Here is a 23,198-nt window from a genome sequence, read left to right as displayed (position 1 = left end):
TGCCAGGGCTCGCCCGGTCCCGCGTCGTGTCGGCCGGGCGAGCCGTCGCCCTTAGACTTGTCCGGTGTTCACCAGCCTGTCTGATCGCCTGACCGACACCTTCCGCCACCTGCGCAGCAAGGGCCGGATCACCGAGTCCGACGTCAACTCGACGATCCGCGACATCCGCGTGGCCCTGCTGGACGCCGACGTGGCGCTGCCGGTCGTGCGGCACTTCACCGCCGCGGTCCGCGAGCGGGCGCTCGGTGCCGAGGTGCACGAGGCGCTCAACCCGGCGCAGCAGGTCGTCAAGATCGTCAACGAGGAGCTCGTCGAGATCCTCGGCGGCCAGACGCGCAGGATCGAGTTCGCCAAGCAGCCGCCGACGGTCATCATGCTCGCCGGCCTGCAGGGCTCGGGCAAGACCACCCTGGCCGGCAAGCTGGGTCACTGGCTCAAGGAGCAGGGCCACACCCCGATGCTGGTCGCGGCCGACCTGCAGCGCCCCAACGCCGTCACCCAGCTGCAGGTCGTCGGCGAGCGCGCCGGGATCCCCGTCTACGCCCCCGAGCGCGGCAACGTCTCCGGATACGACGCGGCCATCGAGACCGGCCTCGGCACGACGGGGTATGGCGACCCGATCGCCGTGGCCCGGGGCGGCGTCGCCGAGGCGCAGCGGCAGCAGCGGGACGTCGTCATCGTGGACACCGCCGGCCGTCTCGCCATCGACGAGGCGCTGATGCAGCAGGCCGCCGACATCCGCGCCGCGATCAGCCCCGACGAGGTGCTCTTCGTCATCGACGCGATGATCGGGCAGGCCGCCGTGGAGACGGCCGAGGCCTTCCAGCGCGGGGTCGCCTTCACCGGCGTCGTGCTGTCCAAGCTCGACGGCGACGCCCGCGGTGGCGCCGCGCTGTCCGTGGCCCAGAGCACGGGCCGGCCGATCATGTTCGCCTCGACCGGCGAGGGCGTGAAGGACTTCGAGGTCTTCCACCCCGACCGGATGGCGAGCCGCATCCTCGACATGGGTGACGTGCTCACCCTGATCGAGCAGGCCGAGAAGGCCTTCGACCGCCGTCAGGCCGACGAGATGGCCCGGAAGTTCATGGCGGAGGAGGACTTCACCTTCGACGACTTCCTGCAGCAGATGGCCGCCATCAAGAAGATGGGCAACCTCAAGTCCATGCTCGGGATGATGCCGGGCATGAACCAGATGCGGGACGCCATCAACGCCCTGGACGAGCGGGAGTTCGACCGGGTCGAGGCGATGGTCCGCTCCATGACGCCCTTCGAGCGCACCCACCCCAAGCAGATCAACGGCTCGCGGCGCGCCCGCATCGCCCGGGGCTCCGGGGTCCAGGTGTCGGAGGTCAACTCGCTGCTGGAGCGCTTCGGCGAGGCGCAGAAGATGATGAAGCAGATGCGTCGCGGCGGCGGCATGCCCGGGCTGCCGGGCGGCGGCAAGAAGGGCAAGCAGGCGCCGCAGCGCAAGAAGGGCAAGTCCGGCAACCCCGCCAAGCGGGCCGAGCAGGAGCGCGCCGCGGCCGAGAAGGCGCAGGCCGCTCGGGGCAGCTCCTTCGGCTCCGCCTTCGGCGACGGGACCGGCGCCGGCGACGTGGACATGTCGCAGCTGCCCAAGGGCTTCGACTCGTTCCTCGGCCGCTGAGCCTGCCGGCCGGGCTTCGTGCGCGGTCTCGGGCGTCGGCAGCAGGCGTCGGGCCGGCGGCCCGTCAGGGCGAGCGCAGCTTGAGGATCGGGGTGGCGACGGCGGTGCGCAGGCCGGTCGTGGCAGCGGGCGAGCTGCCGACCCGCCAGTTGCGCTCCTTGTCCACGTCGAAGAGCACCACCGCCTGCACGTTGCGGTAGCCGTACCGCAGCCGCGTGAAAGCGTCCTGCCACCACGTGGCCTTGCTCTGGCCGCGTGGGGCGGTCACGGTCGTCCGGGAGACGCCGGCCGCTGCCGGGTCGGCGGAGGAGATCTCGCAGATCCAGACGGGCTTGCGGGGGGCGAGCGTCACGAGGCGGGTGTACTGCGTCGCGTAGACGTCGTGGAAGCTGCGCCAGCCGAGGTTGGCCGTCCGGGTCGTGCCCCAGTTGTAGCCGTCCAGACCGAGGATGTCGACGACGTCGTCCCCGGGGTAGATGGCCCGGACGTCCGTCGTGCCGGCGTAGGTGTCGGTGGTGGGGTTGAAGGCCCAGCGGACATTGGTGGCCCGCTCCTGCCGGAAGATCGTCACCGCGCGACGCCAGGCGGCCTTGAACTCCGCCGGGGTGCCGCCGCGGCTCTTGGCGGGGCCGGTGGTGGGCTGGTGGGCGACCCAGTCGGCATTCATCTCGGCCCACGGCCGCAGCACGACGGGGCGGCCGTAGGCCCGAAGGTCCCGGGCCTTGGCCCGCAGCACCGCGTCGCCCCGGCCGCTCGCCCAGTAGGCATAGCTGCCGTAGTCCTCCAGGGACCACGCGACCAGCAGGGTGCGGGTCGCGCCCATGGCCCGGTCGCTGGGGTAGGGCCAGTAGGGGTCGTCGCCGCGCCCCCGGAAGACCGAGGCGATCGCCATCGGACGGCCCACGGCGGCCGCGGTCCGGTCCAGCACCCGCGGGTCGCGGTCCATGCCCTGGCTGTAGGCGCCGAGGGCGAGCGGCGCGGTCACGACGGCGGCCGGCCGCGTGGCGGCACCGACCCCCGAGACCGGGTCTCCGGCTGCGGCGGGGAGCGAGGCGGGGGAGGTCACGACGGCTCCGGTGGCGAGGGCCACGAGAGCGAGCAGTGAACGACGCGCGAGGGGGCTGCGGGCGTCAGGGGGCATGACCCCATGTTACGCAAAGTCATCAAAATTACTCTCAGTGACAGAGATTGCCGTATGCCGCCCGCGGCCGTCCTCGCAGACCCCGGTCGCGGCGCAGCCTCAGACCGTCTCGCGGAGCATCGCGGCCCGGGCGCGCGCGGCCTTGCCGCGGTAGACCGGGGCCATCCGCTTCACCGCGGAGAACGCCGCGACCATCGCGAACGCGCCCATGGCGAGGTAGAGGTTGTCGAAACCGGCGTAGGTCAGACCGCCACCGACGCCGGCGGCGAAGACGGGGGTCGCGGGGTTGTTGTACATGGGGTCACCATGTCCTTTCGGTACGTGCCAAGGCGTCTGCGTAGGCCTTCGCGTGGGTTGCCTGGAGGAAGAAGTCGAAGGGGAGCTCGTACATCGTGGCGGAGAGCAGCTGCTGCCGGATCCCCTTGTCGCGCACCGTGACGAACCGCTCGAGGCAGAAGATCGCGGTGATCCCCAGCCAGATCGGCTGAAGCATGAAGTGCCCGAGCGCGAGCGTCAGGGCGACGTCCGCGAGGTAGAGGGCGGTGATGACCACGCCGAGCATGGTCAGGAGCTGCCGTCCCCAGTAGGGCCGGGTCACCCGGGTAATGCCGACTGCACGCAGTTCTCCACCGCGCCGCGCTTCCACCGGAGCCGCTGCTGCCACAGCTCGCGCCAGGTGGCCATGGCCTCGGTGGTGAGCAGGCAGTTGGGCGGCGCCAGCAGCTCGTAGCCCAGGTGCATGATCGCGAAGGACAGCTCGTTGTCCTCGGTCAGCACGCGCGGGTCGTAGATGCCGCCGCGGCCGTCGCCCTGCGGCAGCCGCCTGTCGAGGCGGGCCCGGCTCAGCTCCTGCAGCATCGTGGCGCGGAACATCGCGGCGGTGCCGGTGACGACGAGGCACTTGCCGTCGAGCCGACGGACGTCGCGGGCGTAGCGGGCGTACTCGTTGTCCTGCAGGTGCTGCAGGAAGCGGGAGTTGGCGTTCCACGCCATACGGCTCAGTCGGTCCGCAGCCGGCTCGCGGCGACGGTCGCGCTCGCGCTGCACCGCCGGCTGGGCGCGGAACGTGCCGCCGACGGCCCCGAGGTGGGTGTGCCGGGTCAGGTAGCCTGCAGCGTTCTCCAGGAAGTGGGCCTCCAGGGCCGAGTCGGCGTCCTGGACGAAGACGAGGTCCTCCTCGCCGAGGGTCGGCAGGAGCGTGTCCAGCACCTGGTTGAGGGCGCCGGCCTTCTTGTCGGTGTTGCCCACGGTCTCCACGACGGTCACGCCCATCGCGCGGGCGATCTCGACGGTCGCGTCGGGGCAGTTGTCCGCGATCACGGTCACGGTGTGCGGCTGGTAGGTCTGGTCGCGCAGGGCCAGCAAGGTGGTCCGGATGCCGGCCTCCTCGTTGTGCGCCGGGACCAGGACGTGCACCCGGCCGAGCTGCGGCGCGCTGCTCGGGGTCGCGGGGTGCGGCGCGACGACCGGGGAGACCGGGTCGACCAGGTCGACCGGGTCGGCCGTGACGACACGGTCGGTGGTCACGGGGCTCGGCGACGCGAGGGTGCTGGACATGGGGGCTGCCTATGCTGCGGGGGTGGTTCGCCGGGGGCGGCGAAGCGGGCTCCATCAGAGTTGTCGCTGGTCAGGGCGGGGACGGGTGCATTGGTGACGGCTCTACCGCGTCGGGCGCCAACAACTTCGCGCCGTCACGCGACCACTGCTGCGCGTGACATCGGCGGCGAGGATGCGATCACTGTCGGTAGCCTCGGCACCCGGCTGCCAGGGCCGATAGGGTCGGCCCATGAGCCCTGCGCCGCTGCACCTCACCGGTCCTGTCCTCGTCGGCCCCGACGACGTCCGCGACGAGCTGTGGGTCGTCGACGGACGGATCACCTTCACGCCACCGGCGGGGGAGTGCACCACGGTCGCGGGGTGGGTGCTGCCGGGCCTGGTCGACGCCCACTGCCACGTGGGTCTGGACCAGCGCGGTCCGGTCGATGCCGAGACCGCCGAGCAGCAGATCACCGCCGACCGCGCTGCGGGCACGCTGCTGATCCGCGACGCGGGGTCGCCGTCGGACACCCGCTGGGTCGACGACCGTGAGGACCTGCCCGTGGTGGTCCGGGCCGGGCGCCACATCGCCCGCACCCGGCGCTACATCCGCAACTACGCCGACGAGGTGGAGCCGGACCAGCTCGTGGCGGCGGTGCGCACCCAGGCGCGCCGGGGGGACGGCTGGGTCAAGCTCGTCGGGGACTGGATCGACCGCTCGACCGGCGACCTCGCCCCCTGCTGGCCGCAGGAGGCGGTGACCGCCGCGATCGCCGCCGCCCACGAGGAGGGGGCTCGCGTCACGGCGCACTGCTTCGGGGAGGAGGTGCTGCCCCAGCTGGCGGCCGCCGGCATCGACTGCGTGGAGCACGCCACCGGCCTGCGCGACGAGGTCGTGGACGACTTCGCGCGTCAGGGCATCGCCATCGTGCCGACCCTGGTCAACATCGCGACCTTCCCCCAGATCGCCGAGCCCGCCCGCGCGAAGTTCCCGGACTACCACCGCCACATGCTCGACCTGCACGCCCGGCGCCACGAGACCGTGCGCGCGGCCTGGGAGGCCGGCGTCCCGATCTACGTCGGCACCGACGCCGGCGGCTCCCTGCCCCACGGCCTCGTCGGGTCCGAGGCGCGTGAGCTGCGCCAGGCCGGTATGCCGGCCGCCGCCGTGCTGGAGTCGATCACCTGGGGCGCCCGCCGCTGGCTCGGGCGCCCGGGTCTCGAGGAGGGCGCGCCGGCCGACCTGTGCGTCTACGACGAGGACCCCCGCGAGGTGCTGGACGTGCTGGCCTTCCCCCGCGTCGTGGTGCTGCGCGGCACCGTGGTTGCGGGCGACGCGCACGCCTGACCGGGGGACGACCCGGAGAGGCGGAATGTCACACGGGTCACACCTTGCCTTCATCTCTTGACGGCATGCGGTCCGCCGAGGACAGTGGGCCCATGGTCGTCGAGGACGCTTCCCGTCGGGCTGCCCGCCGCGGGTCCGGGTCGCCGAGCGCGCTGCGGCGCGCCAACACCGAGCGCCTGGTGGGGGCGCTGCGCTTCCGCGGCCCCAGCACCCAGGCCAGCCTGGCGCGCGCCACCGGCCTGTCCCCGGCCACCGTGTCCAACCTGGTCCGGATGCTCGCCGAGGACGGGCAGGTCGTCACCGGCACCACCACCGCCAACGGCCGCCGCGCGGTCGAGGTCTCGCTGGCCGAGCACCACCGCTCGGTGGCCGCCGGCATCGACGTGGGGCGCCGGCACGTGCGGCTGCTCCTCGTGACCGAGGACGGCCAGGTGCTCGCCGAGGCCTTCGAGGGGTTGCCGGCGGGGCACTCGCTGCAGGCGTGCTTCGCGCTGCTGGACGAGATGCTGGACCGCACCCTCACCGACCTCGCGCTGGAGCGGGGCGACCTGGTGGGCGCCGGGGTCGGCATACCGGGGCCCATCGACGCCCGGACCGGGCTCGTGGGCCACGCCGCGCTGCTGCCCGAGTGGGTCGGGCTGGACGTGCGGCAGGCCCTCCAGGACCACCTGCAGCTGCCGGTCACCGTGGACAACGACGCCAACCTCGGGGCGCTCGCCGAGGCGCGGTGGGGGGCGCACGCCGGCGTCCCCGACCTCGCCTACGTCAAGGTGGCGAGCGGGATCGGGGCCGGGCTGATCCTCGGCGGCCATCTCTACCGCGGCCACATCGGCATCACCGGCGAGATCGGTCACCTGCAGGTCTCGCCCTTCGGCCAGGTCTGCCGCTGCGGCAACCGGGGCTGCCTCGAGACCGTCGCGGCCGTGCCGACGCTGCTGGCCGGGCTCGAGGCGTCGGTGGGTCGCACCCCGCGGACCTCCGAGCTGCTGCAGCTCATCCGGACCGGGGACCTCGCGGCGCTGCGGGTGCTGGAGGACGCCGGGCTCGCGCTCGGGCAGGTCCTCGGCGGCGTGTGCAACCTGCTCAACCCCGCCGTCATCGTGCTCGGCGGCCCGCTGATGCCGGTGGGGGACCTGCTCCTCGCGGCGGTGCGCCGCGGCCTGGAGCGGGCGACCACCCCCGTCGTCGCCGCGGCCACGACGGTGACGCTGGAGTCGCTCGGGGCCCGGGCCGAGGCGCTCGGTGCCGCCGCCGTGGCGCATGCCGCCGAGCGGGTGAGTCATTAGTCACAATCAGGCAACTCGACGCGTTCCGGAGTTGACGGGAGGCGGTCGCGGAGACTTCACTTCTTAAACGAGTGATGGCGTCGATGCCATCAGGTCGCGAAGAAGGGACCCCCGATGGCGAGCACGGCGACGACGCCATACCTGCTGGAGATGGTGGACATCACCAAGCAGTTCCCGGGCGTGAAGGCGCTCGACCAGGTCAACCTGCGCGTGCGCACCGGCGAGGTCCACGCGATCTGCGGCGAGAACGGCGCCGGCAAGTCGACCCTCATGAAGGTCCTGTCCGGCGTCTACCCGCACGGCACCTACAGCGGGCACATCCTGCTCGACGGCCGCGAGGTGGAGTTCAAGGACATCCGGGCCAGCGAGCGCGCGGGCATCGTGATCATCCACCAGGAGCTCGCGCTGATCCCCGAGCTGTCGATCGCGGAGAACATCTTCCTCGGCAACGAGGCCGCCCGCGGCGGCGTCATCGACTGGGTCGGCACCAACCGCCGGGCGCGGGACCTGCTCGACATGGTCGGGCTGCACGACGACCCCGAGACGCCCGTCAAGAACATCGGCGTCGGCAAGCAGCAGCTCGTCGAGATCGCCAAGGCGCTCGCCAAGGACGTGCGGCTGCTGATCCTGGACGAGCCCACCGCGGCGCTCAACGAGGAGGACTCCCAGCACCTGCTGGACCTGCTGCGCGGCCTGCGCGAGCGCGGCATCACCTGCATCATGATCAGCCACAAGCTCGGCGAGATCGCCGCCATCGCGGACTCCATCACGATCATCCGCGACGGCCGCTCCATCGAGACCCTCGACGTCGCCGCGGGCGGCGTCGACGAGGACCGGATCATCCGCGGCATGGTCGGGCGCCCGCTCGACTCCCGCTTCCCGGACTACACCCCCCAGATCGGCGAGACGCTGCTCGAGGTGCGCGACTGGACCGTCGAGCACCCGCAGATCCCCGGCCGCCTGGTCTGCAAGGGATCGAGCTTCACCGTCCGCGCGGGGGAGATCGTCGGCTTCGCCGGCCTCATGGGCGCCGGTCGCACCGAGCTCATGCGCTCGCTGTTCGGCCACTCCTACGGTCAGTTCCTCGGCGGCGAGGCCTTCCTGCGCGGGCGCCGGCTCAAGCTCAGCTCGGTGCCGACCGCCATCAAGGAGGGCCTCGGCTACGTGACCGAGGACCGCAAGGTGCTCGGGCTCAACCTGCTCGACGACATCAAGGCGACCACCGTCTCCGCCAAGCTCGGCAAGATCTCGCCCAACGGCGTGGTCGACCGGCACAAGGAGTTCGACTTCGCCGAGCGCTACCGCACCTCGCTGCGCACCAAGACGCCGTCGGTCAACGAGGGCGTCAGCAAGCTCTCCGGCGGCAACCAGCAGAAGGTCGTCCTGGCCAAGTGGCTCTTCACCGACCCCGAGGTGCTGATCCTCGACGAGCCCACCCGCGGCATCGACGTCGGCGCCAAGTACGAGATCTACGGCATCATCCAGCAGCTCGCGCTGCAGGGGAAGGGCGTCATCGTCGTCTCCTCCGAGCTGCCCGAGCTGCTCGGCCTGTCCGACCGGATCTACACCATCTGCGAGGGCGCCATCACCGGCTGCCTCGACAAGTCCGAGGCCACGCAGGAGCAGCTGATGCGCCTGATGACCCTCACCTCCTCCACCCACGTGCCCACCGCCTGACCCGAAAGACGCCCGATGAACAAGCTCAAGCAGGTCTTCGGCGGTGACATCCGCCAGTTCGGCATGATCATCGCCCTCGTGGCCCTGATCGCCTTCTTCACGGTCAAGACGGACGGTCTGACCCTCAAGTCCGAGAACGTGATCAACATCCTCCAGGGCAACGCCTACGTGCTCGTGCTCGCGATCGGGATGGTGCTGGTCATCATCGCCGGCCACATCGACCTGTCGGTCGGGTCGGTCGCCGCAGCCGTCGGCATCATGGTCGCCATCGCGATGCGCGACTGGCACCTCGCCTGGCCGCTCGCCATCCTCCTCGGGCTGGTGCTGGGCGCGCTCATCGGCGCCTGGCAGGGCTTCTGGGTCGCGTATGTCGGCATCCCCGCCTTCATCGTGACGCTCGCCGGCATGCTGATCTTCCGCGGGGTCAACCAGTACATCGGCAAGTCGCTGACCGTGCCGGTGCCCGAGGGCTTCCAGAAGATCGGCTCGGGATACCTGCCGGAGGTCGGACCCGCGACCGGCTACAACAACCTCACCGTGCTGCTCGGCCTGATCGCCTGCCTCGCGATCGTCGGCGGCGCGCTGCGCAACCGCGCCAACCAGAAGCGGATCGGCCTCCCGCTCGAGGACGCCGTCGTGCTCGGCATCCGGCTGTTCCTGATCTGCGCGGCCATCATCGCGGTCACCCTCCTCATGGCGTCGGGCCCCACCGGCACCTCCTTCCCGATCTCGGGGCTGATCCTCGCGGCGCTGGTGCTGATCTACGGCTTCGTGTCCAGCCGCACCGTCATCGGGCGGCACGTCTACGCGGTGGGTGGCAACAAGCACGCCGCCGAGCTGTCCGGCGTCAAGGCCAAGAAGGTCAACTTCCTGGTCATGATGAACATGTCGATCCTCGCCGCGCTCGCGGGCATGATGTTCGTCGCGCGCTCGACCGCCTCCGGCCCCTTCGACGGCGTGGGCTGGGAGCTCGACGCCATCGCGGCCGTCTTCATCGGTGGCGCGGCCGTCTCCGGCGGTGTCGGCACCGTCGTCGGCTCGATCATCGGTGGTCTGGTGATGGCGGTCCTCAACAACGGCCTGCAGCTCATGGGCGTGGGCGCCGACGCGCAGTCGATGATCAAGGGCCTGGTGCTGCTGCTCGCCGTGGCCTTCGACGTCTTCAACAAGATGCAGGGCCGCCCCTCGCTGATCGGCAACCTCACCAGGAACCTCGGCCCCCGCAAGACCGAGCAGGCCGGCGCCACCTCCAGCACCAAGGCCTGACCCACCCCGACCCACCACTCATCTACAGCACCACATCGGTACGAACGACAAGGAAGTCACATGCGCAAGCTCACCAGCACCGTCGTGGCCGTCTCCGCGGTCGCCCTGTCCCTGTCCGCCTGCGGCCGCGCCGAGCAGACCACCACCTCGACCCAGACCGGCAGCGGCGGCAGCGCCGCGGCCAAGGGCTTCGACCAGGGCGCCCTGATCGGTGTCTCGCTGCCCCAGAAGACCTCCGAGAACTGGGTCCTCGCCGAGAACCTCTTCAAGACCGACCTGGCGAGCGCGGGCTACAAGGCCGACGTGCAGTTCGCCAACAACGGCGTCTCCGAGCAGCAGAACCAGATCCAGTCCATGGTCACCAAGGGCGCCAAGCTCATCATCGTCGGCGCGATCGACGGCTCCCAGCTCGGCACCCAGCTCAAGGCCGCCAAGGACTCCGGCGCGACCGTCGTGGCCTACGACCGGCTGCTGACCAACACCCCCAACGTCGACTACTACGTCGCCTTCGACAACTTCAAGGTCGGTGTGCTGCAGGGCAACGCGCTGCTCGAGGGCCTCAAGGCCAAGAAGCCCAACGGCCCCTACAACATCGAGCTCTTCGCGGGCTCGCCGGACGACGCCAACGCCAAGGTCTTCTTCGACGGCGCCATGAGCGTCCTGGAGCCCAAGATCAAGGACGGCACCCTCAAGGTCGTCTCCGGGCAGACCGCCTTCAACCAGGCCGTCACCCAGGGCTGGAAGGCCGAGAACGCCCAGAAGCGCATGGACACCCTGATCGCCGGCTCCTACGGCTCCGCCTCGCTGGACGGCGTCCTGTCGCCCAACGACACCCTGGCCCGCGCCATCCTCACGTCGGCCAAGCAGGCCGGCAAGCCGACCCCGGTCGTCACCGGTCAGGACTCCGAGGTCGAGTCGGTCAAGTCGATCATGGCGGGGGAGCAGTACTCCACCATCAACAAGGACACCCGCAAGCTCGTGGCGGCCGCCATCGAGATGACCAAGCAGATCCAGAAGGGCGAGAAGGTCACCGTCAACGACGAGAAGTCCTATAACAACGGCGTCAAGGTCGTCCCGGCCAACCTGCTCGAGCCGGTCATCGTGACCAAGGCCAACGCCAAGGAGGCTTACGCCAACGACCCGACCCTGTCGGCCCTGGTGAAGTGACCCGGTAGCCCTCGCTGCCTGGCCGACGCGGCGCGTCTCCCGCCCGGGGGACGCGCCGCGTCGTGCTCCCGCCATAACATTTTGTATGGATTGATCACGCAGAGTGGTCACTCGCGGGCAGGATGTCCCCTGTGAGCCTGCGTGAGACCCAGCCCGGCCGTGTCGTCGACGACGCGGCCCTGCTGCGTATGGGGCTGGCCGCGAGCGACGCGGCGCTGCGGATCAAGCGCGCCGGCCGCGCCGCCCAGCGGCTCGGACGGCTGACCCGCACCGACCCCGACAGCACCCACACGGCGACGGTGCAGTGCGCGGAGGAGCTCGCCACCGAGCTCGGCTACCTCGGCGAGAACGACCCCGGCGCCGCCCTGCAGGTCGCCGCCAGCGCCCTGGACGTCATCGAGGACCTGTCCCCGGGCCCGTGGAGCCTCGTCGTGGGGATCCAGGCCGAGCTGACCCGGGGTGAGGCGCTGCTCGCCCTCGGCGACCTCGCCCGCGCCCGCCAGTGCGCCCGGACCGCACGCCGCGCCCTGCCGCTGCCCCTGCCCGATCACGACCTGTCGCGCCGCCTCGCGGTGGCCACGCTCGCGCTCGAGGGGCAGTGCGCCGCGGCCGACGACCAGCCCGAGGTCGCCATACGGCTGCTGCGCGAGGCGCTCGCCGAGGTGGGCGCACCGAGGGCCTGCGCCCGCTGCTGCTCGCCCGCCTGGCGCAGGTCATGCTCGCGATCGGGGAGCACGAGCTCGGCCTCGACTACGTCGACCGGGCGTTCGAGAGCACCGGGGTGCCGCAGTCGGACGCGGGGCTCGCCCGGCTCCACGGCATACGGGCCGAGCTGCTGCTCGCCCGGGGCGACCTGGACGCCGCCCTCGCGGAGAGCGAGCAGGCAGCCCGCCTCGTCGCCCACGCCGGGCTGGACCCGGCCGAGCACCTGCGGCGCGCCGCCTCGGTGCGGGCCGCGATGGGGGACCGCGACGCGCCCCTCGAGCTGCGGCGTCTCGCCGACGACGAGACCCGGGCGCTCGGCGAGCCGAGCCTGGCGACGGCGCTGGCGCTCGCCACGGCATAGCTGCGGGTGGGAGACCCGGTCGAGGCGGTGCGGGTGCTCTCGCCGTACCGCCCGGCCACGACCCTGCCCCTCACCCAGCGGGACGCGTTCTACGACGTGCTCGCCGAGGCCGCCGAGCGCGCCGGCGACCCGTCCGCGGCGATCGCCGTGCTCAAGGAGCACCGGGAGGCCACCCGGGAGGACAGCCGCGTCGGTGCCACCCAGCGGGCGCGGGCGCTGGCCGAGGAGCACCAGGTGGACCTGCTGCGCGCCGACCTGGAGCAGGCCCGCCAGCGCGAGCTGCAGCTGCGGCTGCTCGTCCGGCAGCGCACCGCCGAGCTCACGTGGCGGGCGGCGCACGACGAGCTGACCGGGCTCTACAGCCGCGAGGCCCTGCTGCGCCGGCTCCGCGAGCCCGTCGGTCAGGACGTTTGGCGGACCGTGCTTTACCTGGACCTGGACCGCTTCAAGGTGGTCTACGACGCCCATGGGCACGACGTCGGCGACGCGCTGCTGTCGGTGGTCGGTCGGCGACTGGAGACCGCGGTGCTCGGCCTGGCCGGGCGCACCTGCGTGGCCCGCCTCGGCGGGGACGAGTTCTGCGTGCTCGTCGACAGCGACACGCCCCTGGACGCCGTGGCCCTGGCGCGCGAGCTGTCCCTCGAGCTGGGTGCCCCCATCGACCTGCCCGGACTCGGACCGGTGCGCCCCGAGATCAGCATCGGCGTCGCCCAGGCCTCACCGACGGCGCCACGACCCGAGGGAGACACCGACCTCGACCTGCTCCGCGACGCCGACGTGGCGCTGCACCGGTCCAAGTCCGAGGGCGGCCGGGGGGTCTACGTCTTCGGGCAGGCCGACCGGGAGCAGGCGGTGCGCAGGTTGGAGGTCGAGCACCGGGTGCGCCGCGCGATCGAGGAGGGCCGGATCCAGCCGGCCTACGACCCGATCGTGGACCTGCGCACCGGGGACGTCGTCGGGGTGGAGTCGCTGTGCCGCATGGTGGAGGACGGCCGGCTGGTCAAGGCGGCCGAGTTCATCGAGATCGCGGAGGAGTCCGGCCTTATCGACGCCCTCGGGCGCATCGTCACCGCCGCCGCCATCCGGGACCTGGCGGAGGCGCCCGGGCCGGACTTCGTGGCGATCAACCTCGGGCCGCGGGAGCTGCGCCGCCCCGGCCTGCTCGACGACCTGCGCCGCCGCCTGGACGCGTCGGGCATGTCCACCGACCGCCTCGTCGTGGAGGTCACCGAGCGGAGCTTCGTGGACGTCGCGTCGACCGAGGCCGAAGTGCTGCGCGAGCTGGCGGCAGCGGGCGTGCGGCTCGCCATCGACGACTTCGGCACCGGTCACAGCTCGATGGTGCACCTGTCGTGGATGCCGGTGACGCTCCTCAAGATCGACCGCTCCCTGGTGGTGCGCGCCGCGTCCAGCGCCGCCGACCGGACCCTGGTCAGCGCCGTGATCTCCATGGCCCAGACTCTCGGCCTGCGCGTCGTCGCCGAGGGGATCGAGACGGCTGCGGTCGGGAGGACGCTGCGCGACCTGGGTTGCGGCTACGCGCAGGGCCACCTCTTCGAGGAGTACTCCCGGATCCGCGACATCCCGGCCCGCTTCGACCTGGACGGGCTGCTCACCGACGGACCGTCGCCACGATGTCACGACGGGGCCGGCGATCTGGCATGATGGCTCCTTGTATGCGTCGGGTGCGGACCCTCTCACCGCTCCGCCGTGTCCAGCCGAGCCCGCCCGCGCCTGTCCCCACGGTGCCGTGAGCGGACTCACCACACCACCACCAAGGAGACACCACACCCGTGGCCGTCAAGATTCGCCTGAAGCGCATGGGCAAGATCCGTGCACCGTACTACCGCGTCGTCGTGATGGACTCGCGCACCAAGCGCGATGGCCGTGCCATCGAGGAGATCGGCCTCTACCACCCGACCGAGCAGCCCTCCCGCATCGAGATCGACTCCGAGCGCGCGCAGTACTGGCTGGGCGTCGGCGCCCAGCCGACCGAGCAGGTCGAGGCGCTGCTGAAGATCACCGGTGACTGGCAGAAGCACAAGGGCCTGCCGGGCGCCGAGGGCACCCTCCAGGTCAAGGAGCCCAAGCGGTCCAAGCAGGAGCTCTACAACGAGGCGCTGCAGAAGGCCGAGCTCGAGCCCAAGGACACCCCGCGCAAGAAGGCTGCCAAGGCGGAGACCGCCGAGACGCCGGCCGAGGCTCCTGCCGACGCGCCGACCGCGGCTCCCGCCACCACCGACCCGGCCGAGGCCGCCGAGGCCGCGGGTTCCGCCGAGGCCGAGGAGGTCCCCGCGACCGAGTCCGTCGAGGCCGCCGCTGACGAGAAGACCGAGGCCTGATCATGCTCGAGGAGGCTCTCGAGCACCTCGTCAAGGGCATCGTCGACCACGATGACGACGTGGTGGTGCGCCGCAAGGAGCTCCGCCGCGGTGAGGTGCTCGAGGTCCGCGTCCACCCGGACGACCTCGGGCGCGTCATCGGCCGCTCGGGCCGCACGGCGGGCGCGCTGCGCACCGTGATGGGGGCCCTGGCCGGTGGCAAGCCGGTCCGTGTCGACATCGTCGACACCGACAAGGTGCGCTGAGCACCACCAGCAACGCTGACGAGGGGCGTGCGCCGGGACCTGCTCCCGCCGCGCGCCCCTCGCGGCATACGGGCTGATCGCCCACGTCTGCCCCAGGAGGCTCCATGGATGTCGTCGTGGCCCGCATCGGCAAGGCGCACGCGCTGCGCGGCGAGGTGACCGTCGAGGTCCGCACCGACGACCCGCGCGGCAGGTTCGTGCCGGGCACCGTCTTCGCGACCCAGGCACGCCGCGGCTCGGGGGTGCCCCGCGAGCTGACGCTGCGCTCCGCCCGGCTGCACAGCGGCACCTGGCTGCTGGCCTTCGAGGAGATCCCCGACCGCACCGGGGCCGAGTCGCTCCGCGACACGCTGCTGCTGCACGACGTGCCGGCGGAGGCGGGCGGCGAGGACGAGGGCTACTACGAGTCCGACCTGGTGGGGCTGCGGGTCGAGGACCCGGCCGGCACCCCGGTCGGGGAGGTCGTGGCGCTGGAGACCCGGCCCGCCCAGGACCTGCTGGAGGTGCGGCTGAGCGACGGGCGGACCGGTCTGGTGCCCTTCGTCGCCGCGCTCGTGCCCGTGGTGGACGTGCCCGGCGGGCGCCTGGTGCTGGACGCCCCCGACGGGTTGTTCGACCTCGGGGAGGCGTGAGCGTGCGCCTGGACGTCGTCACGATCTTCCCCGACTACCTCGCGCCGCTCGACCTGTCCCTGATCGGCAAGGCCCGTCGCGACGGGCTGCTGGACCTGCACGTCCACGACCTGCGGAGCTGGACCACCGACCGGCACCGCACCGTCGACGACACCCCCTACGGCGGGGGCGCCGGCATGGTCATGACGCCCGAGCCGTGGGCCCGGGCCATCGACCACCTCGCGGACGTCGGCGACAGCGCGTATGCCGGGACCCGCCCGCTCCTCGTCGTCCCGGGACCCGGCGGGACCCGCTTCGACCAGCAGCTCGCCCACGAGCTGGCCGACGAGCCCTGGCTGGCGTTCGCGTGCGGCCGCTACGAGGGCCTCGACGAGCGGGTCTACGACTACGCCGCGGAGCGGCTGGACGGCCGGGTGCGGATCGTGTCGCTCGGCGACTACGTCCTCAACGGGGGCGAGGTCGCGGTGCTTACGATCACCGAGGCGGTCGCGCGGCTCCTGCCCGGTGTGGTCGGCAACGCCGAGTCGCTGGTGGAGGAGTCCCACGAGGACGGCCTGCTGGAGTACCCCGTCTACACCAAGCCCGCCTCCTGGCGCGGCCGGGACGTGCCCCCCGTGCTGCTCTCGGGCGACCACGGCGCGATCGCCCGGTGGCGGCACCAGCAGCGGCTCGAGCGGACCGCTCGCCGCCGCCCCGACCTGCTGGCTCCCGCCGCGGCGCTGGCCGGGGAGACCACGATGCCGCTGACCACCGCGACCCCCGCCGACGCCCCGGAGCTGTGGACGCTGCAGCGCGCCTGCTGGCTGGACGAGGGGCGCCTGCACGGGACCTTCGACATCCCGCCGCTCACCGAGTCGCTGGCCGACGTCCAGGCGGGGCTGCGGGGCTGGCACACCTGGGTCGGCCGGCACGACGGCCGGCTCGTCGCCTCGGTCCGGGCCCGCCTGGTCGACGACGACACCTGGGAGGTGGGCCGGCTCATGGTGGCGCCCGACCTGGCCGGCCGCGGCCTGGGCCGCGCGCTGCTGGCGCACGTCGAGACGATGGCGCCCCCCGAGGCCCGACGGGCGTGGCTGCTGACCGGCGAGCGCAGCGCCCGCAACCAGCGGATCTACCGCAAGGCGGGATACCGGCCGGTGCGCACCCGCCGGGAGGACGTCCCCGGCACCGTCGAGCTCGACAAGCGGCTGCGGCGGGGCTGACCGGCTCCGGGTCGATTGGCTGCCGGGGCCCTTCCTCTGGCAGAATCGTGCCTTGCGTCTCCTGTCATCACAGCGCCCCTGCCACAGGGGGAGTGGTCACGGTCCGGCCCCGGCCGGCGAGGTGGCCACGCGGCGGCCAGCGGGACGGCATACCGACGATCGTCCTCCCCGACCGGGGAGGCTGACGGCAGCGCGACCTGTGGCGCCCTGCGAGAAAGCGAAAGCACCATGAAGAAGCTGGCTGAGTTCGACTCCGTGAGCCTGCGCACCGACGTGCCCGAGTTCCGCGCCGGCGACACCCTCAAGGTCCACGTCAAGGTCATCGAGGGCAACCGCTCCCGCGTCCAGGTCTTCCAGGGCGTCGTGATCCGCAAGTCCGGCGGCGGCATCGGCGAGACCTTCACGGTCCGCAAGATCTCCTTCGGCGTCGGCGTGGAGCGCACCTTCCCGCTGCACACCCCGGTCATCGACAAGATCGAGGTCGTCACCCGCGGTGACGTGCGTCGCGCCAAGCTCTACTACCTGCGCTCGCTGCGCGGCAAGGCCGCCAAGATCAAGGAGAAGCGCGACACCACGGTGGCGCGCTGACCCGGCCCGCCGAGGCGCACAGGCTTCGCCGCTAGGCTCACGCGAGTGCGTCCCGACAGCTCGACCCCGACCCCGACCGGTGCCCCGGCCGGGGTCGCGTCGTCCCGGCAGCGGGGCCGCCGGCGGTCTCGCTGGCGGACCCGGCGGCCGCTGCGGCGCACGACCATCGCCGGCGGCGCGCTCGTCCTCGCCTGGCTGGCTATGGTGGGGACCCGCACCCTCGTGCTCGACTGGTTCGCCGTGCCGAGCGCCTCGATGGAGCCGACGCTGCAGCCGGGCGAACGCATCCTCGTGGACAAGCGCGCCGACGACCCCGTCCGCGGCGACGTGGTGGTCTTCGACGGCGCGAGCTTCGGGGCGCGCGACGACCGCCCGGTGGCCGTCCAGGTCCTCGGCCGGGTCCTCGGCGAGTCGCCCGGGCAGCACCTGGTCAAGCGCGTGATCGGGGTCGGCGGCGACCGCGTCCGCTGCTGCGACGCCGACGGGCGCCTGCTCGTGGACGACCGGCCCCTCGCCGAGCCCTACCTCGCGGCCGGGGACACGCCCAGCGACGTGAGGTTCGACGTGACCGTACCACCAGGCACACTGTGGGTCATGGGCGACCACCGCAGCCGCTCGGCAGACTCGCGGTCCCGCCTCGGGTCCCCAGGGGGCGGGTTCGTGCCGCGAGCTGACGTCACCGGGCGCGTCGTCCGCGTCGTGTGGCCGCCCGGCCGGCTGCGCCCGATCACCGCCCCGCCCATCCCCACCACCACCGGAGGACACCGATGACCGACGACCTGAGGCCCCGCGACGACCAGGCGCGGCGGCCCGACGGTCCCGGCGTGGCCGGCCCCGCCGGGGTGGACGGCCGCGAGCGGCTGGACGGTGGTGAGCCGCGCGACGGCGGTGAGGGCACCGCGGCCGGCGGCAGGGACGCGAGCACCAGCAGGGACGCGACCACCGGCGCCGAGGCGACCACCCCCACCACCCGCGGCGCGAGCCGCGAGTCCCGCTCGCCCGGTCACCACCTGGCCCACGCGGTCCGCGAGCTCGTCATCGTCGTGGGGCTGGCGCTGATCCTGTCGCTGGCGGTCAAGACCTGGCTGATGCAGGCGTTCTACATCCCCTCGGGGTCGATGGAGGACACCCTCGTCGAGGGTGACCGCGTGGTCGTGTCCAAGCTGACGCCGTCGCCCTTCTCGCTGGAGCGGGGCGACATCGTGGTCTTCGAGGACCCCGACCGCTGGCTCGCGAGCGCCCCGGTCCAGCAGCGCTCCGGCCTGTCCGCCGCCGTGCACGACACCCTGGTCTTCGTCGGTCTGCTGCCCAACGACTCCGACAGCCACCTGATCAAGCGGGTCATCGGGGTGCCCGGCGACAAGGTCAAGTGCTGCACCGCCTCGGGCAAGATCACGGTCAACGGCGCCGAGGTCACCGAGCCCTACCTCAAGCCCGGCAACGCCCCCAGCTTCGACCCCTTCGACATCACCGTCCCGGCGGGCAAGATCTGGGTCATGGGCGACCACCGCAGCGACTCCAGCGACTCGCGCTACCACCCGCCCGGCGGCGACGGGTCGCAGGGCTCCGTGCCGATCTCCAAGGTGGTCGGCCGGGCCGTGGCCGTGGTGTGGCCCTTCCCCCACATGACCTGGCTCGGCCAGCCGACCGAGGTCTTCGCCAAGGTGCCCTCGTCGCCGTGACCACCGCCACCAACGCGCGCCGGACCGGCAGCACCGCGGTCGGACCGCACCGCCCCAGCCTGCGGGTCGAGCGGTCGCTGCAGCGCAGCCTCCCCGAGGGCGGTCGCGTGCTCGCGGCGATGGACGAGGTGGGTCGCGGGGCCCTGGCCGGCCCGGTCACGGTCGGCGTGGTGCTGGTCGACGAGACCGTGGGGTCCGCCCCGACGGGGGTGCGGGACTCCAAGCTGCTCACGCCGGCGGCCCGCGAGCGACTCGTGCCGCGGCTACGACGGTGGGCGCCGGCATACGGCGTCGGGCACGCGTCGCCGCAGGAGATCGACGCGGTCGGGATCATGGAGGCGCTGCGGCTCGCCGGGGAGCGGGCCATGGCGGTCGCCTGCGCGGGCGGCCTGGCGCCGTCGCTGCTGCTGCTGGACGGCAACCACGACTGGTACACCCGGCCCGAGCAGGTCGGGCTCCTCGGCGCCTGGGACGACGCGGTGCTGCCGGTCCACACCATGATCAAGGCTGACCTGCGCTGCTCGTCCGTGGCCGCCGCGAGCGTGCTCGCCAAGGTCGAGCGGGACGCCAACATGGTGCGGCTCGCGCGGGAGGGCGGCGTGGCCGAGGACTACGGCTTCGCCGTCAACAAGGGGTATGCCGCCCCCGACCACCTCGCGGCACTGACCCGGCTCGGCCCCACCACCCACCACCGGCGCTCGTGGCGGCTCCCCGGCGTCCTGCGCGATGATGAGGGGAGCCCGACCGCCGACGGCGGCAGCCGAGCAGAGCAGGAAGTGCAGGAGCGATGAGTTCAGAGGACCTGGAGCGCTACGAGACCGAGATGGAGCTCGCGCTCTACCGCGAGTACCGCGACGTCGTCGGGCTCTTCTCCCACGTCGTCGAGACCGAGCGACGGTTCTACCTGTGCAACTCGGTCGACGTGCGCGTCCGCAGCGACGGCGGCGAGGTCTACTTCGACGTGACGATGTCCGACGCGTGGGTGTGGGACGTCTACCGCCCGGCCCGCTTCGTCAAGAACGTCCGGGTCGTGACCTTCAAGGACGTCAACGTCGAGGAGCTCGCCAAGTCCGAGCTGGACCTCGCGAAGGATCCCGGCTTCCCGCGCTGATCTGCCCCCCGGCACGCCCCGGGAACCCGCCTGCGGGCGAGGTTGTCCACAGCGCGTCGCAGCAACCGGCCGGTTGTCCACACCCGAGGGCCGGGCCCGGCGGCGCCGGACGCGCCTGGGCCAGCCTGGTGCGAGCGACCACAGGGGTCGCGGCGAGCACGAGGTGAGTCATGGGTGCAGGGACGGGGCCCGCGCGACATCGCGCGGTGGGGGAGTATGGCGAGCGCGTGGCCGCCCGGCACCTGGAGGCCGCGGGGCTGCGTATTATCGACCGCAACTGGCGGTGCCGCCACGGCGAGATCGACCTCGTGGCCGTCAGCGCGGACGACCCGGCCACGGTGGTCGTCGTGGAGGTCAAGACCCGCACCACCGACGCCTTCGGCTCGCCGGTCGAGCAGATCACCTACCGCAAGGCCGCGCGGCTGCGACGCCTCGCCGGTCTGTGGCTCGCCGAGCACCCGGAGGTGACGTCCCCGCTCGTGCGGGTCGACGTCGTCGGGGTGCTGGTGCCCCGGTGGGGCGCCCCGGTGGTCGACCACCTCGAGGCGGTGCTGTCGTGACCATCGGGATGACCCGCGGGGTGACCCTGGACGGGCTGGAGGGCGTCGTGGTCGACGTCGAGGCCGACGTGTCCCCGGGGCTGCCGTCCTTCACCGTGACCGGGCTCGCCGACGCCACCGTGGGGGAGGCCCGCGACCGGATCCGGGCGGCGGCGAGCAACGCCGAGGTGCCGCTGCCGGCGCGGCGGCTCACCGTCAACCTCTCGCCGGCGTGGCGCCCCAAGGCGGGGTCGGCCTTCGACCTGCCCATGATCGTGGCACTCCTGGCCGCCACGGGGGCCCTGCCGCCCGGCGTCCGCGACGTGGTCCACCTGGGGGAGCTGTCCCTCGACGGCCAGATCAAGGCGGTGCGCGGGGTGCTGCCCTCCGTGGCGGCGGCCGTGGCGGCGGGGCACCGGCGCGTCATCGTGCCCGCGGCCAACCTGCGCGAGGCCAGCCTCGTCGAGGGGGCCGACGTCCGCGGTGCCCGGTCGCTGCGCGACGTCGTGGCCTTCCACCGCGGCAGCCGGACGCTGCCGGAGCCGACGGACGTCGACGACGACGCCATCGCCTGGGCCGGGCCCGACCTCGCCGACGTGGTGGGGCAGCGGGAGGCCAGGTTCGCCCTCGAGGTGGCCGCGGCCGGCCGCCACCACGTCTTCTTCGTGGGGCCGCCCGGCGCCGGCAAGACGATGCTCGCCGAGCGGCTGCCCGGGCTGCTGCCGGCGCTGCCGACCGAGCAGGCGCTCGAGGTCACCGCCATCGAGTCGATCATGAGCCTGGACGCGGCGCCCCTCGGGCTGCGCCGCCGCCCGCCATACCGGGCGATGCACCACGGCGCCACCATGGCGGCGATGGTGGGCGGCGGGACCGGGCGCCCCTCGCCGGGCGCGGTCACGGCCGCGCACCGAGGCGTCCTCTTCCTGGACGAGGGGCCGGAGTTCCAGACCCACGTGCTCAACGCCCTGCGGCAGCCGCTGGAGTCCGGCGTCGTGACCGTCGGCCGGTCCAAGGCCACGGTGACCTTCCCGGCCCGCTTCCAGCTGGTCCTCGCCGCCAACCCCTGCCCGTGCGGCCGGGCGGTGGGCAAGGCCCTCGCCTGCGAGTGCACGCCCCTGCAGCGGCGCAACTACTTCGGCAAGCTGTCCGGCCCGCTGCTGGACCGCATCGACCTGCAGCTCACCGTCCCTGCCGTGTCGCGCCTCGAGCTGTTCGACGGGGCCAGCGAGGCGACCGAGCAGGTGGCCGCCCGGGTCGCGCAGGCCCGGGCCTGCGCCGAGGAGCGCGGTGGCCCGGCCGGGTGGGCCGTCAACAGCGAGGTCCCGAGCCGAGCCTTGCGAGAGGGTCCGTGGTGCCTGCCGGCGACGGCGCGCGTCTCCTTGGACCGGGCCCTCGAGCGCGGCGCACTCACGTTGCGCGGCTACGACCGGGTGACCCGGGTCGCCTGGACCATCGCCGACCTGGCCGGGCACCACAGCCCGACCCGGGACGACGTCGACCAGGCGCTCTCGCTGCGTGGTGCCGCCGGGGTGCCCGCATGACCCCCGCCGAGCTGCCCCACGACGACCGGTCGGCGCGAGCCTTGTGGAGCCGCGTCGCCGAGCCCTGCGACCCGCGGGTGCCGGAGCTGGTCCAGGAGCACGGCGACCACGTCGCTGCCCTGCACGCCCTCGCCGCGGGCGGAGAGCGTCGTCACGAGGCCCTCCTCGACCGGCTGCGCGAGGCCGTGCCGGGCCGGGACGAGCAGGCGGGCCGACGCTGCGGCGCCCGCGTGGTCGTCCCGGGGGACGCGGGGTGGCCGCCGGGTCTGGACGACCTCGGCGACGAGACCCCCTACTGCCTGTGGGTGCGCGGCCCGGTGTCCCTCGGGCCGGCGATGCGCCGCAGCGTCGCCGTGGTGGGTTCCCGCGCCGCGTCGGAGTACGGCCAGCGCATCGCGGCGGACGTCGGGGGCGGACTGGCCGCCGGCGACTTCACGGTGGTGTCGGGCGCAGCCCTCGGCATCGACGGCGCCGCGCACCGCGGGGCGCTGGTCGAGGGCGGCGCCACGGTTGCCGTGCTGGCCGGGGGCGTGGACCGTCCCTACCCGATGGCCCACGTGGACCTGATCGACCGGATCGCCGCGACCGGTGCCCTGGTGAGCGAGGTTGCCCCCGGCTTCGCCCCGTCCCGGCACAGGTTCCTGCGGCGCAACCGGATCATCGCGGCGCTCACGCGCGGCACCGTGGTCGTCGAGGCCGGTTTCCGCAGCGGGGCGCTCAGCACCGCGCGGCGGGCCCTGGAGCTCCAGCGCCCGGTGGGGGCCTTCCCCGGGCCGGTGACCTCTGCGGCCAGCGCCGGCTGCCACCAGCTCGTGCGGGACGGCGGTGCGGTGCTGGTCACCGACGCCGCCGAGGTGGCGGAGCTCTGCGGAGACCTCGGCCGGGACCTGGCCCCGGAGCGGCGCGGCGAGACCCGCGACGACGACCTGCTGCTGCCGCAGGACTCGAGGCTGCTGTCGGCGCTGCCCTACCGCAACGCCACCTCGCTGGAGACGGTGGCGCGGACGGCGGGACTGACCCAGCAGGAGGCGCGGGCTGCGTGGGGCCGGCTGGAGCTGGCCGGTCTCGCCGAGCTGCGCGACGGGCAGCTGCGGCTGAGTGCGCGGGCGCGCCGGCAACGTCAGGAGGCGGCCGCGCGGCAGCAGCCTCACGGCGCGTCGTAGGGAGCGTCCTTGCTCCCCTGA

At 73.0% G+C, this 23,198-nt stretch carries 25 protein-coding genes; 20 read left to right on the top strand and 5 right to left on the bottom strand.

Going from position 1 to position 23,198, the window contains the following annotated elements; translation table 11 throughout:
- Positions 1-64: 64 nt before the first annotated feature.
- Complete coding sequence (gene ffh, locus ADJ73_RS14925; RefSeq protein ID WP_050348924.1) at positions 65-1,645, top strand: signal recognition particle protein; 1,581 nt, start codon at positions 65-67, stop codon at positions 1,643-1,645.
- Between the two features lie 64 nt (positions 1,646-1,709).
- Here ffh and ADJ73_RS14920 read toward each other — a convergent pair whose 3' ends face one another.
- From ADJ73_RS14920 to ADJ73_RS14910, 4 genes are all read right to left on the bottom strand, one after another.
- Positions 1,710-2,786: a glycoside hydrolase family 26 protein gene (locus ADJ73_RS14920; RefSeq protein ID WP_156188252.1), complete on the bottom strand. Its 1,077-nt coding sequence runs from the start codon at positions 2,784-2,786 to the stop codon at positions 1,710-1,712.
- 99 nt (positions 2,787-2,885) lie between these two features.
- The gene (locus ADJ73_RS14915; RefSeq protein ID WP_050348922.1) at positions 2,886-3,083 is read right to left on the bottom strand and encodes a hypothetical protein; all 198 of its coding nucleotides are present in this window, start codon (positions 3,081-3,083) and stop codon (positions 2,886-2,888) included.
- A gap of 4 nt (positions 3,084-3,087) precedes the next feature.
- Positions 3,088-3,339, bottom strand: coding sequence for a hypothetical protein (locus ADJ73_RS17645; protein ID WP_253272600.1), 252 nt, complete (start codon positions 3,337-3,339; stop codon positions 3,088-3,090).
- Positions 3,340-3,380: 41 nt separating this feature from the next.
- On the bottom strand, positions 3,381-4,343 hold the full coding sequence (locus ADJ73_RS14910) for a glycosyltransferase family 2 protein (protein ID WP_253272599.1): 963 nt from the start codon (positions 4,341-4,343) through the stop codon (positions 3,381-3,383).
- A gap of 229 nt (positions 4,344-4,572) precedes the next feature.
- Here ADJ73_RS14910 and ADJ73_RS14905 point away from each other — a divergent pair, with 229 nt between their 5' ends.
- The 5 genes from ADJ73_RS14905 to ADJ73_RS14885 all read left to right on the top strand — a co-directional run bounded on the left by ADJ73_RS14905 (position 4,573) and on the right by ADJ73_RS14885 (position 11,066).
- Positions 4,573-5,670, top strand: coding sequence for an amidohydrolase family protein (locus ADJ73_RS14905; RefSeq protein ID WP_050348921.1), 1,098 nt, complete (start codon positions 4,573-4,575; stop codon positions 5,668-5,670).
- A 92-nt stretch (positions 5,671-5,762) separates the two neighbouring features.
- Positions 5,763-6,956 (top strand): ROK family transcriptional regulator, encoded by a 1,194-nt coding sequence (locus ADJ73_RS14900; RefSeq protein WP_050348920.1) that lies wholly within the window; start codon positions 5,763-5,765, stop codon positions 6,954-6,956.
- A gap of 114 nt (positions 6,957-7,070) precedes the next feature.
- On the top strand, positions 7,071-8,633 hold the full coding sequence (mmsA, locus tag ADJ73_RS14895) for a multiple monosaccharide ABC transporter ATP-binding protein (RefSeq protein WP_050348919.1): 1,563 nt from the start codon (positions 7,071-7,073) through the stop codon (positions 8,631-8,633).
- A 15-nt stretch (positions 8,634-8,648) separates the two neighbouring features.
- Positions 8,649-9,899 carry a multiple monosaccharide ABC transporter permease gene (gene mmsB / locus ADJ73_RS14890; RefSeq protein ID WP_050348918.1) on the top strand — a complete coding sequence of 417 codons (1,251 nt, stop codon included), beginning with the start codon at positions 8,649-8,651 and terminating at the stop codon, positions 9,897-9,899.
- A 60-nt stretch (positions 9,900-9,959) separates the two neighbouring features.
- The gene (locus ADJ73_RS14885; protein ID WP_050348917.1) at positions 9,960-11,066 is read left to right on the top strand and encodes a substrate-binding domain-containing protein; all 1,107 of its coding nucleotides are present in this window, start codon (positions 9,960-9,962) and stop codon (positions 11,064-11,066) included.
- A 107-nt stretch (positions 11,067-11,173) separates the two neighbouring features.
- Here ADJ73_RS14885 and ADJ73_RS14880 read toward each other — a convergent pair whose 3' ends face one another.
- On the bottom strand, positions 11,174-11,617 hold the full coding sequence (locus tag ADJ73_RS14880; protein WP_050348916.1) for a hypothetical protein: 444 nt from the start codon (positions 11,615-11,617) through the stop codon (positions 11,174-11,176).
- 164 nt (positions 11,618-11,781) lie between these two features.
- Between ADJ73_RS14880 and ADJ73_RS14875 the strand changes: the two genes are divergently transcribed.
- The 14 genes from ADJ73_RS14875 to dprA all read left to right on the top strand — a co-directional run bounded on the left by ADJ73_RS14875 (position 11,782) and on the right by dprA (position 23,177).
- Positions 11,782-12,132: a hypothetical protein gene (locus ADJ73_RS14875; RefSeq protein WP_050348915.1), complete on the top strand. Its 351-nt coding sequence runs from the start codon at positions 11,782-11,784 to the stop codon at positions 12,130-12,132.
- 33 nt (positions 12,133-12,165) lie between these two features.
- A complete protein-coding gene (locus ADJ73_RS14870) occupies positions 12,166-13,797 on the top strand; it encodes a putative bifunctional diguanylate cyclase/phosphodiesterase (RefSeq protein ID WP_156188251.1) in 1,632 nt (543 codons plus the stop codon).
- A 128-nt stretch (positions 13,798-13,925) separates the two neighbouring features.
- Positions 13,926-14,474 (top strand): 30S ribosomal protein S16, encoded by a 549-nt coding sequence (gene rpsP / locus ADJ73_RS14865; protein ID WP_050348913.1) that lies wholly within the window; start codon positions 13,926-13,928, stop codon positions 14,472-14,474.
- Positions 14,475-14,476: 2 nt separating this feature from the next.
- Entirely contained in the window at positions 14,477-14,719 is a 243-nt protein-coding gene (locus ADJ73_RS14860) for an RNA-binding protein (protein WP_050348912.1), read from the top strand.
- A gap of 104 nt (positions 14,720-14,823) precedes the next feature.
- Positions 14,824-15,351 (top strand): ribosome maturation factor RimM, encoded by a 528-nt coding sequence (gene rimM / locus ADJ73_RS14855; protein ID WP_050348911.1) that lies wholly within the window; start codon positions 14,824-14,826, stop codon positions 15,349-15,351.
- Positions 15,352-15,353: 2 nt separating this feature from the next.
- Positions 15,354-16,553: a tRNA (guanosine(37)-N1)-methyltransferase TrmD gene (gene trmD / locus ADJ73_RS14850; RefSeq protein WP_050348910.1), complete on the top strand. Its 1,200-nt coding sequence runs from the start codon at positions 15,354-15,356 to the stop codon at positions 16,551-16,553.
- A gap of 228 nt (positions 16,554-16,781) precedes the next feature.
- The gene (gene rplS / locus ADJ73_RS14845) at positions 16,782-17,141 is read left to right on the top strand and encodes a 50S ribosomal protein L19 (protein ID WP_050348909.1); all 360 of its coding nucleotides are present in this window, start codon (positions 16,782-16,784) and stop codon (positions 17,139-17,141) included.
- A gap of 45 nt (positions 17,142-17,186) precedes the next feature.
- Positions 17,187-17,912: a signal peptidase I gene (gene lepB, locus ADJ73_RS14840; RefSeq protein ID WP_050348908.1), complete on the top strand. Its 726-nt coding sequence runs from the start codon at positions 17,187-17,189 to the stop codon at positions 17,910-17,912.
- The gene (gene lepB, locus ADJ73_RS14835) at positions 17,909-18,823 is read left to right on the top strand and encodes a signal peptidase I (RefSeq protein WP_082177036.1); all 915 of its coding nucleotides are present in this window, start codon (positions 17,909-17,911) and stop codon (positions 18,821-18,823) included. Before lepB (ADJ73_RS14840) ends, lepB (ADJ73_RS14835) begins: the two co-directional genes overlap by 4 nt.
- Positions 18,820-19,614 carry a ribonuclease HII gene (locus tag ADJ73_RS14830; RefSeq protein WP_050348907.1) on the top strand — a complete coding sequence of 265 codons (795 nt, stop codon included), beginning with the start codon at positions 18,820-18,822 and terminating at the stop codon, positions 19,612-19,614. The genes lepB (ADJ73_RS14835) and ADJ73_RS14830 overlap by 4 nt, the downstream gene beginning before the upstream one ends.
- A complete protein-coding gene (locus ADJ73_RS14825) occupies positions 19,611-19,934 on the top strand; it encodes a DUF2469 domain-containing protein (RefSeq protein ID WP_050348906.1) in 324 nt (107 codons plus the stop codon). Before ADJ73_RS14830 ends, ADJ73_RS14825 begins: the two co-directional genes overlap by 4 nt.
- Before the next feature lie 170 nt (positions 19,935-20,104).
- Positions 20,105-20,494 carry a YraN family protein gene (locus tag ADJ73_RS14820; protein WP_050348905.1) on the top strand — a complete coding sequence of 130 codons (390 nt, stop codon included), beginning with the start codon at positions 20,105-20,107 and terminating at the stop codon, positions 20,492-20,494.
- Complete coding sequence (locus ADJ73_RS14815; RefSeq protein WP_050348904.1) at positions 20,491-22,014, top strand: YifB family Mg chelatase-like AAA ATPase; 1,524 nt, start codon at positions 20,491-20,493, stop codon at positions 22,012-22,014. Before ADJ73_RS14820 ends, ADJ73_RS14815 begins: the two co-directional genes overlap by 4 nt.
- Positions 22,011-23,177, top strand: coding sequence for a DNA-processing protein DprA (gene dprA / locus ADJ73_RS14810; RefSeq protein WP_050348903.1), 1,167 nt, complete (start codon positions 22,011-22,013; stop codon positions 23,175-23,177). The genes ADJ73_RS14815 and dprA overlap by 4 nt, the downstream gene beginning before the upstream one ends.
- Positions 23,178-23,198: the final 21 nt, after the last annotated feature.

This window comes from Arsenicicoccus sp. oral taxon 190 (assembly GCF_001189535.1).
In the GTDB taxonomy this organism is placed as follows: domain Bacteria; phylum Actinomycetota; class Actinomycetes; order Actinomycetales; family Dermatophilaceae; genus Arsenicicoccus.
The sequence above is the reverse complement of the archived record's forward strand: the minus strand, read 5'-3'. Positions and strand labels throughout refer to the sequence as shown.

Bases quoted from the DNA above. Each gene is read 5' to 3' on its own strand.
- ADJ73_RS14920 (WP_156188252.1), bottom strand. From the start codon at position 2,786: ATGCCCCCTGACGCCCGCAGCCCCCTCGCGCGTCGTTCACTGCTCGCT.
- ADJ73_RS14915 (WP_050348922.1), bottom strand. From the start codon at position 3,083: ATGTACAACAACCCCGCGACCCCCGTCTTCGCCGCCGGCGTCGGTGGC.
- ADJ73_RS14910 (WP_253272599.1), bottom strand. From the start codon at position 4,343: ATGTCCAGCACCCTCGCGTCGCCGAGCCCCGTGACCACCGACCGTGTC.
- ADJ73_RS14905 (WP_050348921.1), top strand. From the start codon at position 4,573: ATGAGCCCTGCGCCGCTGCACCTCACCGGTCCTGTCCTCGTCGGCCCC.
- ADJ73_RS14900 (WP_050348920.1), top strand. From the start codon at position 5,763: ATGGTCGTCGAGGACGCTTCCCGTCGGGCTGCCCGCCGCGGGTCCGGG.
- mmsA (WP_050348919.1), top strand. From the start codon at position 7,071: ATGGCGAGCACGGCGACGACGCCATACCTGCTGGAGATGGTGGACATC.
- mmsB (WP_050348918.1), top strand. From the start codon at position 8,649: ATGAACAAGCTCAAGCAGGTCTTCGGCGGTGACATCCGCCAGTTCGGC.
- ADJ73_RS14885 (WP_050348917.1), top strand. From the start codon at position 9,960: ATGCGCAAGCTCACCAGCACCGTCGTGGCCGTCTCCGCGGTCGCCCTG.
- ADJ73_RS14875 (WP_050348915.1), top strand. From the start codon at position 11,782: ATGCTCGCGATCGGGGAGCACGAGCTCGGCCTCGACTACGTCGACCGG.
- ADJ73_RS14860 (WP_050348912.1), top strand. From the start codon at position 14,477: ATGCTCGAGGAGGCTCTCGAGCACCTCGTCAAGGGCATCGTCGACCAC.
- rimM (WP_050348911.1), top strand. From the start codon at position 14,824: ATGGATGTCGTCGTGGCCCGCATCGGCAAGGCGCACGCGCTGCGCGGC.
- rplS (WP_050348909.1), top strand. From the start codon at position 16,782: ATGAAGAAGCTGGCTGAGTTCGACTCCGTGAGCCTGCGCACCGACGTG.
- lepB (WP_082177036.1), top strand. From the start codon at position 17,909: ATGACCGACGACCTGAGGCCCCGCGACGACCAGGCGCGGCGGCCCGAC.
- ADJ73_RS14825 (WP_050348906.1), top strand. From the start codon at position 19,611: ATGAGTTCAGAGGACCTGGAGCGCTACGAGACCGAGATGGAGCTCGCG.
- ADJ73_RS14820 (WP_050348905.1), top strand. From the start codon at position 20,105: ATGGGTGCAGGGACGGGGCCCGCGCGACATCGCGCGGTGGGGGAGTAT.
- dprA (WP_050348903.1), top strand. From the start codon at position 22,011: ATGACCCCCGCCGAGCTGCCCCACGACGACCGGTCGGCGCGAGCCTTG.